This window comes from Corynebacterium pygosceleis (assembly GCF_016595275.2).
GTDB classification, from domain to species: Bacteria; Actinomycetota; Actinomycetes; order Mycobacteriales; family Mycobacteriaceae; genus Corynebacterium; species Corynebacterium pygosceleis.
The window spans coordinates 611,846-625,359 of sequence record NZ_JAENIQ020000001.1; the positions used below are offsets into that span (position 1 = coordinate 611,846).

The 13,514-nt window shown below is 68.8% G+C and carries 15 protein-coding genes; 8 read left to right on the plus strand and 7 right to left on the minus strand.

The features are described 5' to 3' along the window. Positions 1–31: 31 nt before the first annotated feature. The gene (locus JIM94_RS02645; protein ID WP_200252634.1) at positions 32–1,105 is read right to left on the minus strand and encodes a TIGR00730 family Rossman fold protein; all 1,074 of its coding nucleotides are present in this window, start codon (positions 1,103–1,105) and stop codon (positions 32–34) included. Positions 1,106–1,178: 73 nt separating this feature from the next. Between JIM94_RS02645 and JIM94_RS02650 the strand changes: the two genes are divergently transcribed. The 3 genes from JIM94_RS02650 (at position 1,179) to JIM94_RS02660 (ending at position 4,541) form a co-directional block, all read left to right on the plus strand. After that, positions 1,179–1,937 (plus strand): SIR2 family NAD-dependent protein deacylase, encoded by a 759-nt coding sequence (locus JIM94_RS02650; RefSeq protein ID WP_336296532.1) that lies wholly within the window; start codon positions 1,179–1,181, stop codon positions 1,935–1,937. Then, positions 1,934–3,385 (plus strand): FAD-dependent oxidoreductase, encoded by a 1,452-nt coding sequence (locus JIM94_RS02655; protein ID WP_200252639.1) that lies wholly within the window; start codon positions 1,934–1,936, stop codon positions 3,383–3,385. Before JIM94_RS02650 ends, JIM94_RS02655 begins: the two co-directional genes overlap by 4 nt. An 88-nt stretch (positions 3,386–3,473) precedes the next feature. After that, the gene (locus JIM94_RS02660; RefSeq protein ID WP_200252642.1) at positions 3,474–4,541 is read left to right on the plus strand and encodes a MarR family transcriptional regulator; all 1,068 of its coding nucleotides are present in this window, start codon (positions 3,474–3,476) and stop codon (positions 4,539–4,541) included. Here JIM94_RS02660 and JIM94_RS02665 read toward each other — a convergent pair. The 4 genes from JIM94_RS02665 to JIM94_RS02680 are packed head-to-tail and all read right to left on the minus strand — an operon-like array spanning position 4,532 to position 7,126. Next, positions 4,532–5,077, minus strand: a complete 546-nt coding sequence (locus JIM94_RS02665; protein ID WP_200252645.1) for a gamma carbonic anhydrase family protein — start codon at positions 5,075–5,077, stop codon at positions 4,532–4,534. The two genes, JIM94_RS02660 and JIM94_RS02665, sit on opposite strands and share 10 nt — an antisense overlap. After that, positions 5,065–5,640, minus strand: coding sequence for an HAD family hydrolase (locus JIM94_RS02670; RefSeq protein ID WP_200252648.1), 576 nt, complete (start codon positions 5,638–5,640; stop codon positions 5,065–5,067). The genes JIM94_RS02665 and JIM94_RS02670 overlap by 13 nt, the downstream gene beginning before the upstream one ends. Positions 5,641–5,663: 23 nt before the next feature. Beyond that, positions 5,664–6,530 carry an EamA family transporter gene (locus JIM94_RS02675; RefSeq protein WP_200252650.1) on the minus strand — a complete coding sequence of 289 codons (867 nt, stop codon included), beginning with the start codon at positions 6,528–6,530 and terminating at the stop codon, positions 5,664–5,666. A 14-nt stretch (positions 6,531–6,544) separates the two neighbouring features. Next, complete coding sequence (locus tag JIM94_RS02680) at positions 6,545–7,126, minus strand: nitroreductase family protein (protein WP_200252653.1); 582 nt, start codon at positions 7,124–7,126, stop codon at positions 6,545–6,547. A gap of 106 nt (positions 7,127–7,232) precedes the next feature. On the opposite strand from JIM94_RS02680, the gene JIM94_RS02685 reads away from it, so the two are divergent. From JIM94_RS02685 to JIM94_RS02695, 3 genes are read left to right on the plus strand one after another with little or no spacing between them, the layout of a single operon-like run. Beyond that, positions 7,233–7,721, plus strand: a complete 489-nt coding sequence (locus JIM94_RS02685; protein WP_248086252.1) for a MarR family winged helix-turn-helix transcriptional regulator — start codon at positions 7,233–7,235, stop codon at positions 7,719–7,721. Further along, complete coding sequence (locus JIM94_RS02690; protein WP_200252657.1) at positions 7,718–8,293, plus strand: DNA-3-methyladenine glycosylase; 576 nt, start codon at positions 7,718–7,720, stop codon at positions 8,291–8,293. Before JIM94_RS02685 ends, JIM94_RS02690 begins: the two co-directional genes overlap by 4 nt. 40 nt (positions 8,294–8,333) lie before the next feature. Then, positions 8,334–9,119, plus strand: coding sequence for a glycosyltransferase (locus tag JIM94_RS02695; RefSeq protein ID WP_200252660.1), 786 nt, complete (start codon positions 8,334–8,336; stop codon positions 9,117–9,119). 384 nt (positions 9,120–9,503) lie between these two features. Here JIM94_RS02695 and JIM94_RS02700 read toward each other — a convergent pair whose 3' ends face one another. After that, positions 9,504–11,255, minus strand: a complete 1,752-nt coding sequence (locus JIM94_RS02700; RefSeq protein WP_200252662.1) for a gamma-glutamyltransferase family protein — start codon at positions 11,253–11,255, stop codon at positions 9,504–9,506. Between the two features lie 74 nt (positions 11,256–11,329). Between JIM94_RS02700 and JIM94_RS02705 the strand changes: the two genes are divergently transcribed. After that, a complete protein-coding gene (locus JIM94_RS02705) occupies positions 11,330–11,563 on the plus strand; it encodes a hypothetical protein (RefSeq protein ID WP_200252664.1) in 234 nt (77 codons plus the stop codon). Positions 11,564–11,602: 39 nt separating this feature from the next. Next, positions 11,603–11,935, plus strand: coding sequence for a hypothetical protein (locus tag JIM94_RS02710; RefSeq protein WP_200252666.1), 333 nt, complete (start codon positions 11,603–11,605; stop codon positions 11,933–11,935). 93 nt (positions 11,936–12,028) lie between these two features. Here the strand turns inward: JIM94_RS02710 and amn are convergent, their stop codons facing one another. Next, a complete protein-coding gene (amn, locus tag JIM94_RS02715) occupies positions 12,029–13,474 on the minus strand; it encodes an AMP nucleosidase (protein ID WP_200252954.1) in 1,446 nt (481 codons plus the stop codon). Between the last annotated feature and the right edge of the window lie 40 nt (positions 13,475–13,514).

Here is a 13,514-nt window from a genome sequence, read left to right on the forward strand (position 1 = left end):
CCAAGTGTAGCGGCGCGATCTGGCGGGATGGTCACCCGCAGAGTTCCCGGTTCTCCCACTTGGTGCCGGGGGCGCGCCATTCGGCGAGTTTCGCGAAGAGTTCCCCGGTGTCATCGGTGACGATGAGTGCGTCGAGGTAGCGGCGCTCGATGAAGCCCTCGTCACACATGCGTTCCAGGGCGTCGAACAGGGGGTTCCAGTAGTCGTCGGCGTTGAACAGCACGATGGGGCCCGTCCCGGCGACGAGTTGCTGTCGGGTGAACACCTGGAACAGTTCCTCCAGGGTTCCGGCGCCGCCGGGCAGCACGATGAAGGCGTCCGAGAGTTCCTCCATGCGGGATTTACGTTCCGCCATGGTCTCGACGACCTCGAGGGAGGAGAGGCCGTCGTGGGCGATCTCGAGTTCGACGAGGGACCGGGGCATGACGCCGATGGTCTGACCCCCGGCCTCGATGACGGCGTCGGCGACGACCCCCATGAGGCCGACATCGCCGCCGCCGTAGACGAGGTCGATGTCGCGTTCCGCGAGGGCACGGCCGATGTCGCGGGCCGCGTGGGCGTACTCGGTGCGGGCACCGGGGGCGGAACCGCAGTAGACGGCGACCCGGTTGATCGGTGGGGTGAGGTGCATGACCATCGTCCCGGGGCAACTGTCGCAGGCGAGGGACTCGAACCCGAGACGGGCGTAGAGACGGCGGGCGGGGTTGTCGTCCTCGACGTAGAGGGAGATGCCGGGCCAGCCGACGTTGCGGCCGTGATCGACGACGGCGCGGATGAGGGTCGTCCCGATACCGGCCCCCTGGAAGTCGTCGTCGACGCTGACGGAGAGTTCGGGGATCTCCGGGGAGATGTACCCGTGGGACCGGATGAAGGAGGCCCAGACGACACCCGCGGTGCGGTTCCCGCCGGTCACCGGGTCCCGCACCTCGGCGACCATGCCCGTGTCGCCGCGCTGGGGAATGAACTGCAGATAGGGGGCCAGGTGGTTGTCGGTGGTGTCCGCGTCCGCCCCGACGTTGTGGATCGTCGCCCACTCGCGGAGGGGGAGATCGGCGACGGTCATGGGCCGCAGGTTCACGGGGTTGTCGGTGGCGTGTGCAGTCATGTGTCTCAGACTAGCGCCAGTGGAGCCCGGGGCTCCTTGTACGTGTTTCGATCCTGGCCGTACGCTGGGGGTTGTGAGTGATACCGGGGATGCGTCGGCGCTGGTGCGCGACGCCGTGCGTGTCGTGGTGTTCACGGGTGCGGGGATGAGCGCGGAGTCCGGTCTGGACACGTACCGCAACGATGAATCGGGGTTGTGGGACCGGGTCGATCCGGAGGCGATGGCGAGCATCGACGCGTGGCGTCGGGATCCGGAACCGATGTGGTCCTGGTACCTGTGGCGGGCGCACCTGGCGCGGGCGGCGGAGCCGAACGCCGGACACCGGGCGGTCGCTGATTGGGGGCGACTGCGTTCGGTGACGGTGGTGACGCAGAACATCGATGACCTGCACGAGCGTGCCGGCAGTGACGACGTGGTGCACCTCCACGGCAGTCTCTTCGAGTTCCGGTGCGCGGAGTGCGCGGCCCCGTTCGAGGTGCGTGAGTTCCCCGAGGTGCGGGTGTCGAGCATGCGGCCGCCCGGCTGTGTGCGGTGCGGTGGGGCTGTGCGGCCGGGGGTCGTGTGGTTCGGGGAGGCGTTGCCCGCGGCGGAGTGGGAGCGCGCGGCGGAGGCGCTGGTGGGGGCTGATCTGGTGGTGATCGTGGGGACGTCGGGTGTGGTGCAGCCGGCGGCGTCGCTGCCGTTGCTGGCGGTGGAGGCGGGTGTCCCGGTCCTGGAGATCACCCCGGCACCGACGGAGCTGACCCGGATCGCGGACGTGAGCTGGTCCACGACCGCGGCGCTGGGCCTGCCGTTACTCGTCGACGCCGTCCGTACCCGGGGGATCCCGTGAGTGCGCGGGCGTTCGTGGTGGGTTCCGGCCCGAACGGTCTGGCGGCCGCGATCGAGCTGGCGCGCGCGGGATTCAGGGTGACGGTGCTGGAGGGCGCCGCCGGGATCGGTGGCGGCTGCCGGAGTTCCGGGCGGCTGGTTCCGGGGATGATCCACGACGACTGTGCCGCGGTGCACCCGTTGTTCGCCGCGTCGCCCTTCTTCCGGACGCTCGAACTGGATGTGGAGCTGGTGCACCCGGAGATCCCCCTGGCGCATCCGTTGCCGGGCGGGGATGCGGCGGTTCTGTACCGGGGCCTCGATGCGACGGCCGCCGGGTTGGGTCGGGCGGGCCGACGGTGGCGGGCCCTGTTCGCTCCGTTGGTCAGGTACCCGGACAGGATCGCGGACCTGACGTTGACCCCCGTGCCGGGGTCGCTGGCACGGCACACCGTGCTGGGGCCGAGGTTCGGTGTGCGCGGCCTGCCACCCGCGACGGTGGTGGGCGGTTTTCTCGGTGGGGAGACGCCCGCTGCGGCGCTGTTCGCGGGGTTGTCCGCGCACGCGTTCGACCGGCTGGACCGTCCCTTGACCTCGGCGGTCGGGTTGATGATGGGGTTCACGGCACAGACGTGGGGATGGCCGGTGGTCGCCGGCGGTTCGGGGCGGTTGACCGCCGCTCTGGCGGACTACGTGCGGGAGTTCAACGGGACGATCCGTACCGGGGTGACGGTTCGTCGGCTGAGTGATCTGGTGGGTTTCGGTTACCGGGGCGCGTCGGCGGGTGACGTCGTGGTGCTGACCACGACGCCGGGGCACGCTGCCGCGGTGTTGGCGGGGAACCAGCCGGTACGCCGGAGGCGCGCGTACCGACGGTTCCGGCACGGTGCCGCCGCGTTCCGGGTGGACCTCGCGGTGCGGGGCGGGATTCCGTGGCTGAATCCGGATGCCCGGCGCGCGGGCACGCTGCACCTGGGCGGAACCGCCGGGGAGATCGCCGCAGCGGAACGGGCGACCTCCTCCGGCCGGGCGGCGGGTAAACCGTTCGTCCTGGTCGGACAGCAGTATCTGGCTGATCCGTCACGTTCCGTGCGGGTCGACGGGGAATGGCTGCATCCCGTGTGGACGTACGCGCACGTGCCGGCCGGCTACCGGGGAGATGCGACGGAGCAGGTGATCTCACGGATCGCGGAGTATGCGCCGGGTGTCCGGGACCGGATCGTCGGTGTGTCCGCACGGAGTGTGGCGGAGCTGGAGGCCTACAACCCGAACTACGTGGGCGGGGATGTGGCCGGTGGTGCGAACTCTCCGGGTCAGTTGGTTGCGCGACCGGTGGTGCGGCAGCCGTACGACACGGGTGTCAACGGTGTGTTCCTCGGTTCAGCGTCGACGCCGCCGGGGGGTGGGGTGCACGGGATGTCCGGTTTCGCCGCGGCACGACGCGCGGCGCGGTGGGCCGGAAAGTTATAGACCATTCTGTCTACTGTTAACCCTCCGGAAACCTCATCCGGCTAATATCAGTAGACAGTTCAGTCTGTCTTTTATAGACTCAACCCACATGAGCACTCTGGCCCTGTCCGCGCGCACCCCCGCATTCCGTCGCCCCACCGTGCCGACGGCCCGGTGCCTGCACCACATGATGCGCGGCCAACTGGCGATCCGGGGAGACCTCGTCGCGGCGACGGGACTCTCCCAACCCACCGTGACCCGCGCCGTCACCGCACTCGTCGGAGCCGGACTCATCCACGAACGCCCCGACCTCGTCCAGGCGACCGGGCCCGGACGCCCCCGCATCCCCCTGGAGATGACCCCCACACCGTGGCTCCACATCGGGGCCACGGTCGGACCGGACGGCGGCACCCTCGGATTCTTCGACACCCGTGGCCGCACCCTCCGGGAAACCACCTTCCCACCCGGTCGTGACACCGCCGAACACCTCATCGCCGGCATCCACCGTCTCCTGTCCAGACCCGCCCCACCGGTCGCCGACATCGGCGTCACCGTCACGGAACCGGACGACGGCCACCTCGGCGACCGCATCGCCGAGGAGTTCGGCACACCGGTGACCGTCGGCGATCTCACCGCGTCACTCGCCGCAGCCGAACTCCTCACCACCGACACCACCACCGACCCGATCCTGGTCATCCACCTCGACCGCGGGCTCACCCTCGCGGTCGCCGACGACGACGGCGTCACGACACACCCGGTGGACTCCGACCTCGGCCCCGACACCCTGGCGGACCAGCTCACAACAGCCGGCCTCACCCCCGGAACCGGACGACGGGGATTCAGCGGACTCCTCCCCGCGGACTCACCCCAACCCCCGGCGCTCCGCTCACTTCTCGACGACCGAGCCCGGGAACTCGGTGACACCGTCGTCCACCACACCCGGGACACCGGCGCCGGAACCGTCGTCCTCGCCGGACCCGGATTCACCGTCGATCCAGGGGGCTACCGTCACCTCGCACGGACGGTGAACCCCAACGTCGACAAGCGGGTGGCCATCCGCATCATCCCGGACGCCGCCACACTCAACCGCACCGCAGCCCGCACCGTCGCCCTCGACCGGCTCCTCCGGGACCCCGCCGCCGTGCACGCCGACCTCACCGCCAGAAATCAGCTGTAACGCACCTCGTCGAGACGCAGGCGCCGATCCGACTGCCCGCGGGCGATGTCGACGTACCGCCCCGCGTGCGGGATGAAGGACCCGGACTGCTCCGCCGACAGCTCACGGCGCACCTTCGCCGGAACACCGGCCGCCAGGGACCGGTCCGGGATCTCCTGCCCCTCGAGCACGACCGCACCGGCCGCAACGAGCGACCCCGCACCGACGCGCGAACGTGACAGCAGCGCCGCCTTCATCCCCACCAGCGTCCCGTCCCCCACCGTCGTACCGTGAAGAAGCGCCATGTGACCCGCCGTGACATCATCCCCGAGCGTGCACGGCGCATCCGCGTCGACGTGCATGACACAGTTGTCCTGGATGTTCGTCCGCGCCCCGATGCGGATCGCGTTGACATCCGCCCGCAGCACACAGCCGTAGAACACCGACGAATCGGGACCGATGACCACGTCACCGATGATCGTGGCGTTCGGCGCGATGAACGCCGAGGCGTGGATGCGCGGGTTGATGCCGTTGAACGGGAGAATCAGTGGTTCCATTCCACCAGTCTGCCCGTGACCTCCACCGCCCGCATCCCGAACTCCCAGGCGGCCGCCACATTCACCGGATTGTCGTCGAAGAACAGAACCTCCGCCGGCTCCACACCGAGCGCCGCACACGCCGCCCGGTAGGCACCCGGATCGGGCTTCGCGACACCGATGTCGCAGGACATCGTCACCGCGTCGAAACGCTCCAGCCACGTGTGCCGCGCCCGGACCCGCTCCGCGAGGAACGCCGGGATGTTGCTCAGCAGACCGACCCGGTGCCCGGCGTCGATCAACTCCCCCACGTACGCCACCGCATCGGCGTCCTCGTCCAACCAGCTCGCGACGTCGGCCTCAACCACCGCATCGACGTCGAACGGCGGCAGCTCGAGCGCCACCCGGATCCGCTCCCAGTACTCCTCCGGCGTGAGCCCACCCGCGTCGAGCGGCCCCCGCAACTCCCAGTACACCGGCCACAACCGCTCATCCGTGCCCACCGCATCCTCGATGGCACGCAGGTGGGCATCGGTCTGCGTGGTCAACAGGACGCCGTAGAGATCGAAGAGACAGGTCTGCACACCCGCCAATCTACCGCGGCCCGTCAGGCACGCGCCGCCTCCCGTTTCCGGGCCCGCGCCCCGACAACCTGCGCGACGATCACCGCCCCCACGACCGCCACCGATCCCACGGCCTGAACGACCGTGAAACGCTCCCCGTTGAACAACACCCCCAACGCCGTCGCGGTCAGTGGACTGATCACACTGAGCAGCGACACACTCACCGCGTCGAGAAGCGCGAGGCCCCGGAACCAGAGACCGTAGGCGAGGAGCGCACCCACGACGGTCAGGTAGGTGTAGCCCGCGATGTTCGTTCCGGTCAGATGATCCGGCAACCCCTCGAACAACAGCAACGGCGTCAGGGCCAGTCCACCGAAGGTGAGCTGCCAACCCGTCACCGCCAACTGCGGGACCCCCTCCGGACGGCCCCACCGTTTCGCCAGCACAAGCCCCGTACCGGTGCACACCGTCGCCGCACCTGCGGCGAGAACCCCCTCCATGTTCAGTGCCGTCCCCGGAGACACCACCAGCGCCGCCACACCACCAACCGCGACGACACCGGCAACGACCTGCGCCCGATACACCCTCGTCCCCAGCAGCACGGGACTCAGACACATCACCACCAGTGGCGCCGCACTGGTCAACACCGCGGCGATCCCACCCGGAAGCAGGTAGGCGGTGAGGAAGAGCAGGGCGAAGAACGCCCCGATGTTCACCACGCCGAGCACGACAGCCCTGACCCACCAGAGCCCCTTCGGCAACACGCGGAACCAGGCCAGCAGGAGCAGCCCGGCGGGCAGTGCGCGCATCACGCCGGCGAGGATCGGCCGGTCGGCCGGGAGCATCTCCGTGGTGACGATGTAGGTCGTTCCCCAGGTGAACGGCGTGATGGCGGTCAGCAGCAGATTCATGACCGGTTCCCGACCTAGTACCTTTCGTTGACCCGGCGCGAGTCATGGCGACCCGGATGCTCCGGGGTGTTGGCACCGTGGCCCATGGCGATGACCAGCGCGATGACCCGGTCGTCCCGACCTCCGAGACCGATGGCCTCCTTCACCTTCTCCTCGTTCCAGCCGGTCGTGGGACTGGTGGCCAGCCCCTCCCCCGCCGCAGCGACGAGCGCGAACCCGGCGACGAGCATCGCGTCCCGCAGGGCGGCCTCCCGCAACTCCTGCGGGGTCTTGAGGCTGTTGAACTTCTCCGCCATGGTCCGCACCGGGTCGGGCAGGATCTCCCCGGCGTCCTCAGGGAGGACCTCGGCGCGCCCGACCGCGACGAGAACCACCGGGGCGTCGATGAACTGGCGCTGGCCGGAGGCATCGACGAGCGCCCGCCGGATCTCCGGGTCCCGGATGACCACGAGATCGCGCGCCTGGGCGTTGAAGGCGCTCGGAGCCTCGAGGGCCTGGTGGACGACGCGGTCGAGGACCTCCTCCGGGACGTCGTCGGGAAGATAGTTGCGGACGGCGCGGCGGGTGGCGATGGCGTCGGCGACGGTGCGGGACATGACGGGCTCCTGGAAGATTCTCGATTGTTCGATGTCAAAGTGTTCGACGCCAGACTAATCTCAGGTAAGATCCATGTCAAACACTTTGACGTCAAACAGTAAGGGGATGAACATGGCCGACCACATCGACCGGATCATCGACCAGTGGCGCACCACCCACCCCGACATCGACCCCGAACCGATGGAACTTCCCGCCCGACTCCAGTACCTCGCCAGGGCCGCCGGCGACCGCATCACCGCCAACCTGGCACGCTTCAACCTAGAACGATGGCAGTTCGACGTCCTCGCCACCCTCCGCCGCACGGACCGGGCACTGACCGCCGGGGAACTCTGCGCCAACTCCATGATCTCCGGCTCGGCGATGACCAACCGCGTCGACAAGCTCGCCGCCGCCGGCCTGCTCACCCGCTGCACCGACCCCGACAACCGCCGCTGCGTCCGCATCACACTCACCGACGCCGGACGCGAACTCGTCGACGAGGTCCTGCCCACCCACCTCGACACCTGCCGCGACACCCTCACCGGACTCACCGACGACGAGCGGGAGACACTCGGACACCTGCTCCGCAAGGCACTGGCGGCCCACACCGGATGATCGACTTCGCACAACCCGCCGACAGGGTCGCACCCCTGCTCCTCGGCTGCACCCTCAGCCACGCAGGCGTCACCGTCCGACTCACCGAGGTCGAGGCCTACCTCGGCGAACAGGACGACGCCTCCCACGCCCGCCGCGGAAAGACACCACGCAACGCCGCCATGTTCGGCCCACCCGGCCGGATGTACGTCTACATCTCCTACGGCATCCACCGGGCCGGCAACATCGTCTGCCACCCACCCGGCGGCAGCGGCGGAATCCTCCTCCGCGCCGGCGAGGTCGTGGACGGCCACGACACCGCACGCGCCCGGCGCGGCCCGACGATCCCCGACGCCCGCCTCGCACAGGGACCGGGCAACCTCGGCCGGACACTCGCCCTCCACATCGACCACAACCACTCCCCCGTCCTTCACTCCGGAACCGACGGCTTCATCCTGAGAGACCGCGACCACGAACCGCACTGGACCACCGGCCCCCGGATCGGCATCACCCGCAACGCCGACGCGCCCCTGCGTTTCTATCTGCCCGGCGACCCCACCGTCACCAGCCCACGCGGACGCGCGCGGCACTGACCTGCACCGAATACCACACCACCCACGTTAGGATCCGGGCATGGAGCAACTGCAACCCGACGCCGTCACCGTGCTCATGGGCGTGTCCACCACCACGCCCGCCGACCTGATCAGCACCACACTCGCCAGCCTCGCCAAGCAGTCCCTGCGCCCCACCCGCATCATCGTCGCGGCGGACGCACGCCTCCACCCGACCCTCGAGAAGCAGCTCACCTCCCCCGAGGCCCACGACATGGGCATCATCTACACCGTCGCCGACGAACCGGGGCCGGCCGCCGCGCTCGACACGGGCCTCGCCCACGTCGACACGGAGTACACCGCCCGCATCAATCCCGGCGACATCCCCCACCCCGACCGGCTGCGCCGCCAACTGGACACCTTCCACCAACGACGCGTCGACATCCTCGGCACCGCCGTCATGGAACTCGACCGCACCACCGACGCCACCGACCCCGTCAGCCTCCTCGGCGCGGACCTCTCCGTCCGCACCATGCCCAGCTCACACAACGAAGCCACCCGCCACCTCGGCCGCCGCAGCCCCGTCATCGACGGCACCGCCATGGCACGCACCACCACCATGCGCGACGCCGGTGGATACCGGGGCGGCGGACACGAGGCCGACCGCGACCTGTGGGTCCGCATGATCGGGGCGGGTGCCCGGGTCCGCAACCTGCCCACCCCGCTGACCTGGCAGCGCATCGACATCGGTACCGGACCTGCACCGAGCCGCGCGGACAGGAGGGCGGCGAGCCGGAGCGTCCGGGACACCCTCGACGAGCAGGGCATCCCCAGGAAGGGCTTCTGGCGGAGGCTGTTCGGTCGCTGAACGGCGGCGTGCGTTGCACCGGACCCGCTCTCTTCATGTCCGCCGGGCGTCGATACGCACGCTTCACGACCACCCCGTCGATGGACGGGGCTTCTCCCGAGCCTCTGAAGTGGCTCGTCGATACGTCATCATTGCGTGCAAACACCGGCGCACACCACGAAACGCCCAGGTGGCTCCTCCGGTCAGTGCGTGTTAACACGTACTGACGATCAACCGGTTCACCACCGGATGTGCCGGCACCCCGCCACCGGTCAGTGCCCCTGGACGCTCGCCGCCGCGTGCGAAGAGGATCCGCGCGACCGAAAATCCCCGGATGGGGCGCCTCACTGTTGCGTGTTAGCACGCACCAGTGAGAAGAACGGCCCCCCACCCGAACGGGCCGGATCAGACCCCGCCCACGGTCCCCTCACGACGCGGATCCGCCCCGCCACTGATCCGGCCGTCGGGCCGCACGACGAGCACGGCGGCACCGCTCGGCTGATCGGCGAGCTGCACCCGGTGGCCACGGGAAACCAGTCCGTCGATCAACACTCGGGCGGGCCCGTCCTCGGCGGCGCCGATCAGGGGATGTTCACCACCGACGGCGGTCACACGTGTGTTCCGCGCCCCGAAATTCGGGGAACCCACCGCCTGCTGCGCGTCCAGACCCCAGTCGATGAGTGCGATGAGGATCTTGACGACGTACTGGATGATCACCGCCCCACCCGGTGCGCCGACCACGGCCCGCAGATCGGGGCCGTCGAACACGAGGGTCGGCGCCATCGAGGAGCGGGGCCGCTTGCCGGGCTCAACGCGGTTCGCCACGGGACGTCCGTGGACGTCGACGGGCTCGGCGGAGAAGTCGGTCAGCGTGTTGTTCAGGAGGAACCCGCACACCATGTGGAAGGACCCGAACCCGATCTCGATGCTCGTGGTCAGGCTGACCGCGTTGCCTTCGGCGTCGATGACACTGACCTGGCTGGTGCCGTACTCGGGCAGGTCACGTCCGGCGGCGAGTCCGTTCGTGGGCAGCCCCGGTTCAGCGGTGCCCATGGTCCGGTCCGGGTTGATGAGTGCGACACGTTTCCGCAGGTAATCATGATCCAACATCTCGGGCACCGGATACCCGTCGGCGATGAACGTGTCCCGGTCCGCGTAGGCCAGGCGCTCGGCCTCACTGACGAGGTGAACGAGTTCGGGTGCGGGCACCCCGTCCCGCGGCGGGCCGCCGAGATCGTGGTGTTCGAGCATCCCGAGGGTCGCCGCGACCGTGACCCCACCGGACGAGGACGACGGCATCCCGGCGAGTCGCAGTCCCCGGTAGGTGGACCACAGCGGCGCACATTCAACGGCCCGGTACCCGGCGAGATCGGCGAGCGTCATCAGGCCCGGCGTCACGGTCGCCGAGGGACGGCAGACCCGTTCCACGATCGCCTCGGCGAGCTCCCCGGTGCGTAGTGCGTCGGCACCGCGTTCCGCGATGAGGGCACACGTCCGCGCGTAGTCGGGGTTGGTGAGCACGGTGCCCTCCGCCTTAGCCTCGCCCGCATCATCGAGGAAGTGGCGCGCCGCTTCGGCACAACGGGCGAGGTCGGTCTTCGCGTCGTCGATCGACGCCCAGAGACGGTGACTGACCGGGAACCCCTCCCCGGCGCGCCTGATCGCGGGGGCGATCAACTCCGACCAGTCGGTACGCCCGAACTTCCGGTGCGCGAGCTCGAGGGCGGCGGCCGCCCCCGGTACCCCGATGGAGCGGCCTGAACGCAGGGCGTCAGGGACCGGAGGCCGGGGATCGTCGGCGCTGATCCGGGTCAGATAGGTTCCCGTTGCCGCAGCGGGTGCGGTCTCCCGCCCGTCGAACGCGGTGGTTTCCCCACTTGCGGCATCAAAGTGCAGCAGATAGCAGCCGCCGCCAATCCCGGAGGACTGCGGTTCGGTGAGGCCGAGCATGAACTGCGCGGCGACAGCGGCGTCGAGAGCCGACCCACCATCCGCGAGCACCCCGACCGCGGCATCGGTGGCGTAACGATTGGCCGTCGACACGGCATAGGAGTCAGTGAGAACCTCCACCATGTCCTCGCGATAGCCGGTCGAGATCTCCGGACTGGTCGTCGTGTCACGGCCACCGGGGGCCGGATCCGGGGAGGGTGGAGTCATAGCAGGATTGTAGCCTCCACGGTTTACCAAACTGTTACTATCGACGAATAATTCCAGCGCACCCGAGGAACAACATGAAACTTCGCCGTATCATCGCCACCACCGTCGCCGCCTGCGCGATCAGCACCGCCGTCGCAGCACCGGCTACCGCCAACCCGATCGCGGCCCTCTCCGCCCAGAGCAGCAGCCCTTCCGGCGCGACACCCGCCCCGGGCAGCCCGGAAGCACAGGTCCGTGCTCTTCTCGGATCGATCTTCTTCCTCCTCACCGGGGGTATCTTCGGTTCCTCCGGAGTGATTCTCCGGTAGAAACAACATCACACCCATTCCCTGTCTAAGGAGCCCCCGATGCGCCTTCGTCGAATCACCGTTTCCGTAATAACCACGGGGGCCCTCGCTCTCAGCCTCGCCGCCCCCGCAGGCGCCAACCCCTGGCCCACTCCGGAACCCGGCAGCCCCGAACACCGGGACTCCCGGGAAATCCTCGACACCGCCACTTCGGAACTGAGCTCGTACACCTCGTCGAACTACGAGGCGATCATCCGCGACATCCTCTTCCCGCCCACCGACGGACGCACACCCGCCTGGGCGCAGGCCTCCATGCTCGGTCTGGTCGCCAGCGGCGCCCTGTACGAGGTCACCCAGGGCTTGTTCGGTTCCTCCGGGGTCAATCTGCACTGATCGGCGAACATGCTGGTTCGTCGATCAGCGCTGCCAGACCCCACTGGAGCCGTATCCCCGGTTTGCCTGTTCTCGGTACGGATCTCTCCGGCCCTACCGCATCGGAACTTCCCCGATCGTTCGCCGCAGTTTCCTGGTGTGTAGTTTCTCGGGCTTGGCGGCGAGTTTCTCCATGGCGCGCATCGCGCAGATGAGGTGGGCCTCCTTCGATGAGGAGTAGAACGCCTGGGCGCCGGCGGGCAGCTTCGGCACATTGTGCAGCGGGAGGTCGGAGACGCTGAGCAGCGTGCCGTAGGGGATCCGGTAGCGGTATCCGTTGGCGGCGAGGGTCGCTGACTCCATGTCGACGGCCACCGCCGTGGAGCCGCGGAGGATCCGCCACAGATCCCGGGACGTGTGCCATTCCCAGTTCCGGTCATCGGTCGACATGACCGTACCGGTGCGCATGAGCGAGTGATTGTCGCCGTAGACCGCGTTCACCGACTTCTCCAGCGCACGCTGAACCTCGGGCACCGCGGGGATCGGGATGTCGAGGCCGATCCGGTCGTCGAGGATGTGATCCCGGCGCTGGTAGGCGTTTCCGAGGATGAGGTCGCCGATGCGCATGCGGCCGTCGAGGCCAGCGCAGTGGCCGATCATGATCCAGCATTCGGGTCGGAGGACCGCCAGGCAGTCGGTGATCGTCTTGGCGTTCGACGGCCCCACCCCGATGTTGATGATCGTCACGCCCGTGTTGTCCTCGGCGGCGAGATCGTAGCGCGGCATCTGGCGTGACGACGGACCGAGCAGCGTCTGAAGTTCCACACCGTCAACCTCCCCGCGCCGGAGCACGCGACCGTCGTTGAGACGGAGTTCCGTGTAGCGGGATTCGGGGTTCGCCAGCTCCGACAGTGCGTAGCGGACGAACTCGGTGGTGTGCATGGCGTAGTTCGTGAACAGGATGTACTTCTGCACACCCTCGACCCCGATACCGGTGTAGTGCTCGATGCGTTCACAGGCGATGTCGAAACGCTGCGGCGAGAAGTGGAACAACGGCATCTCGGAATCGTGGAACACGTCCCAGGACCCGTCGATGATCCCGTCGTGCACGTCGTCGAGGCTCGGTCGCGGGATGACACCCGCGTCATCGTGGACACGCGGCGGCGGTGGGCAGTCGGCGGGAAGGGAGAGGTACTCCGGCGGGATACGCACCTCCGACGGGCCGGTGGAGATCGTGCACGGATAGTTCGTGGTCAGGCGTTCCAACTGTTCCGTCAGATAGCGACGCATGAGCCGGGGGCGGGAGACGGTCGCGGCGTAGCGCCCCGCCCGGTCGACGTAGCCGAAGGGTTCGGTGCGGTCGATGGGGCGCCAGGACTCCACCTCGACGACGAGCTTGGGGTAGACGACGTCGCTGTACCGGCGGTAGTCGGTCGGCCCGTCGGTGGCCTCTCCGGAGTTCAGAACCTCGCAGGCGAGTTCCACCGCGGCATCGTAGCGTCTGATCAGGTCATCGACGGCCGCTTCGACCGAGTCGTGTGTGATCCATCCGGTGGGCATCTGCGTTGACCGTGTCTCCATGCCGCCCAGACTAGCCACG

Coding starts and splice junctions, on each gene's coding strand:
- JIM94_RS02690 (WP_200252657.1), top strand. CDS start 7,718: ATGATCGACTTCGCACAACCCGCCGACAGGGTCGCACCCCTGCTCCTC.
- amn (WP_200252954.1), bottom strand. CDS start 13,474: ATGCCCACCGGATGGATCACACACGACTCGGTCGAAGCGGCCGTCGAT.
- JIM94_RS02665 (WP_200252645.1), bottom strand. CDS start 5,077: ATGGAACCACTGATTCTCCCGTTCAACGGCATCAACCCGCGCATCCAC.
- JIM94_RS02685 (WP_248086252.1), top strand. CDS start 7,233: ATGAACATGGCCGACCACATCGACCGGATCATCGACCAGTGGCGCACC.
- JIM94_RS02695 (WP_200252660.1), top strand. CDS start 8,334: ATGGAGCAACTGCAACCCGACGCCGTCACCGTGCTCATGGGCGTGTCC.
- JIM94_RS02660 (WP_200252642.1), top strand. CDS start 3,474: ATGAGCACTCTGGCCCTGTCCGCGCGCACCCCCGCATTCCGTCGCCCC.
- JIM94_RS02710 (WP_200252666.1), top strand. CDS start 11,603: ATGCGCCTTCGTCGAATCACCGTTTCCGTAATAACCACGGGGGCCCTC.
- JIM94_RS02705 (WP_200252664.1), top strand. CDS start 11,330: ATGAAACTTCGCCGTATCATCGCCACCACCGTCGCCGCCTGCGCGATC.
- JIM94_RS02675 (WP_200252650.1), bottom strand. CDS start 6,530: ATGAATCTGCTGCTGACCGCCATCACGCCGTTCACCTGGGGAACGACC.
- JIM94_RS02680 (WP_200252653.1), bottom strand. CDS start 7,126: ATGTCCCGCACCGTCGCCGACGCCATCGCCACCCGCCGCGCCGTCCGC.
- JIM94_RS02645 (WP_200252634.1), bottom strand. CDS start 1,105: ATGACTGCACACGCCACCGACAACCCCGTGAACCTGCGGCCCATGACC.
- JIM94_RS02700 (WP_200252662.1), bottom strand. CDS start 11,255: ATGACTCCACCCTCCCCGGATCCGGCCCCCGGTGGCCGTGACACGACG.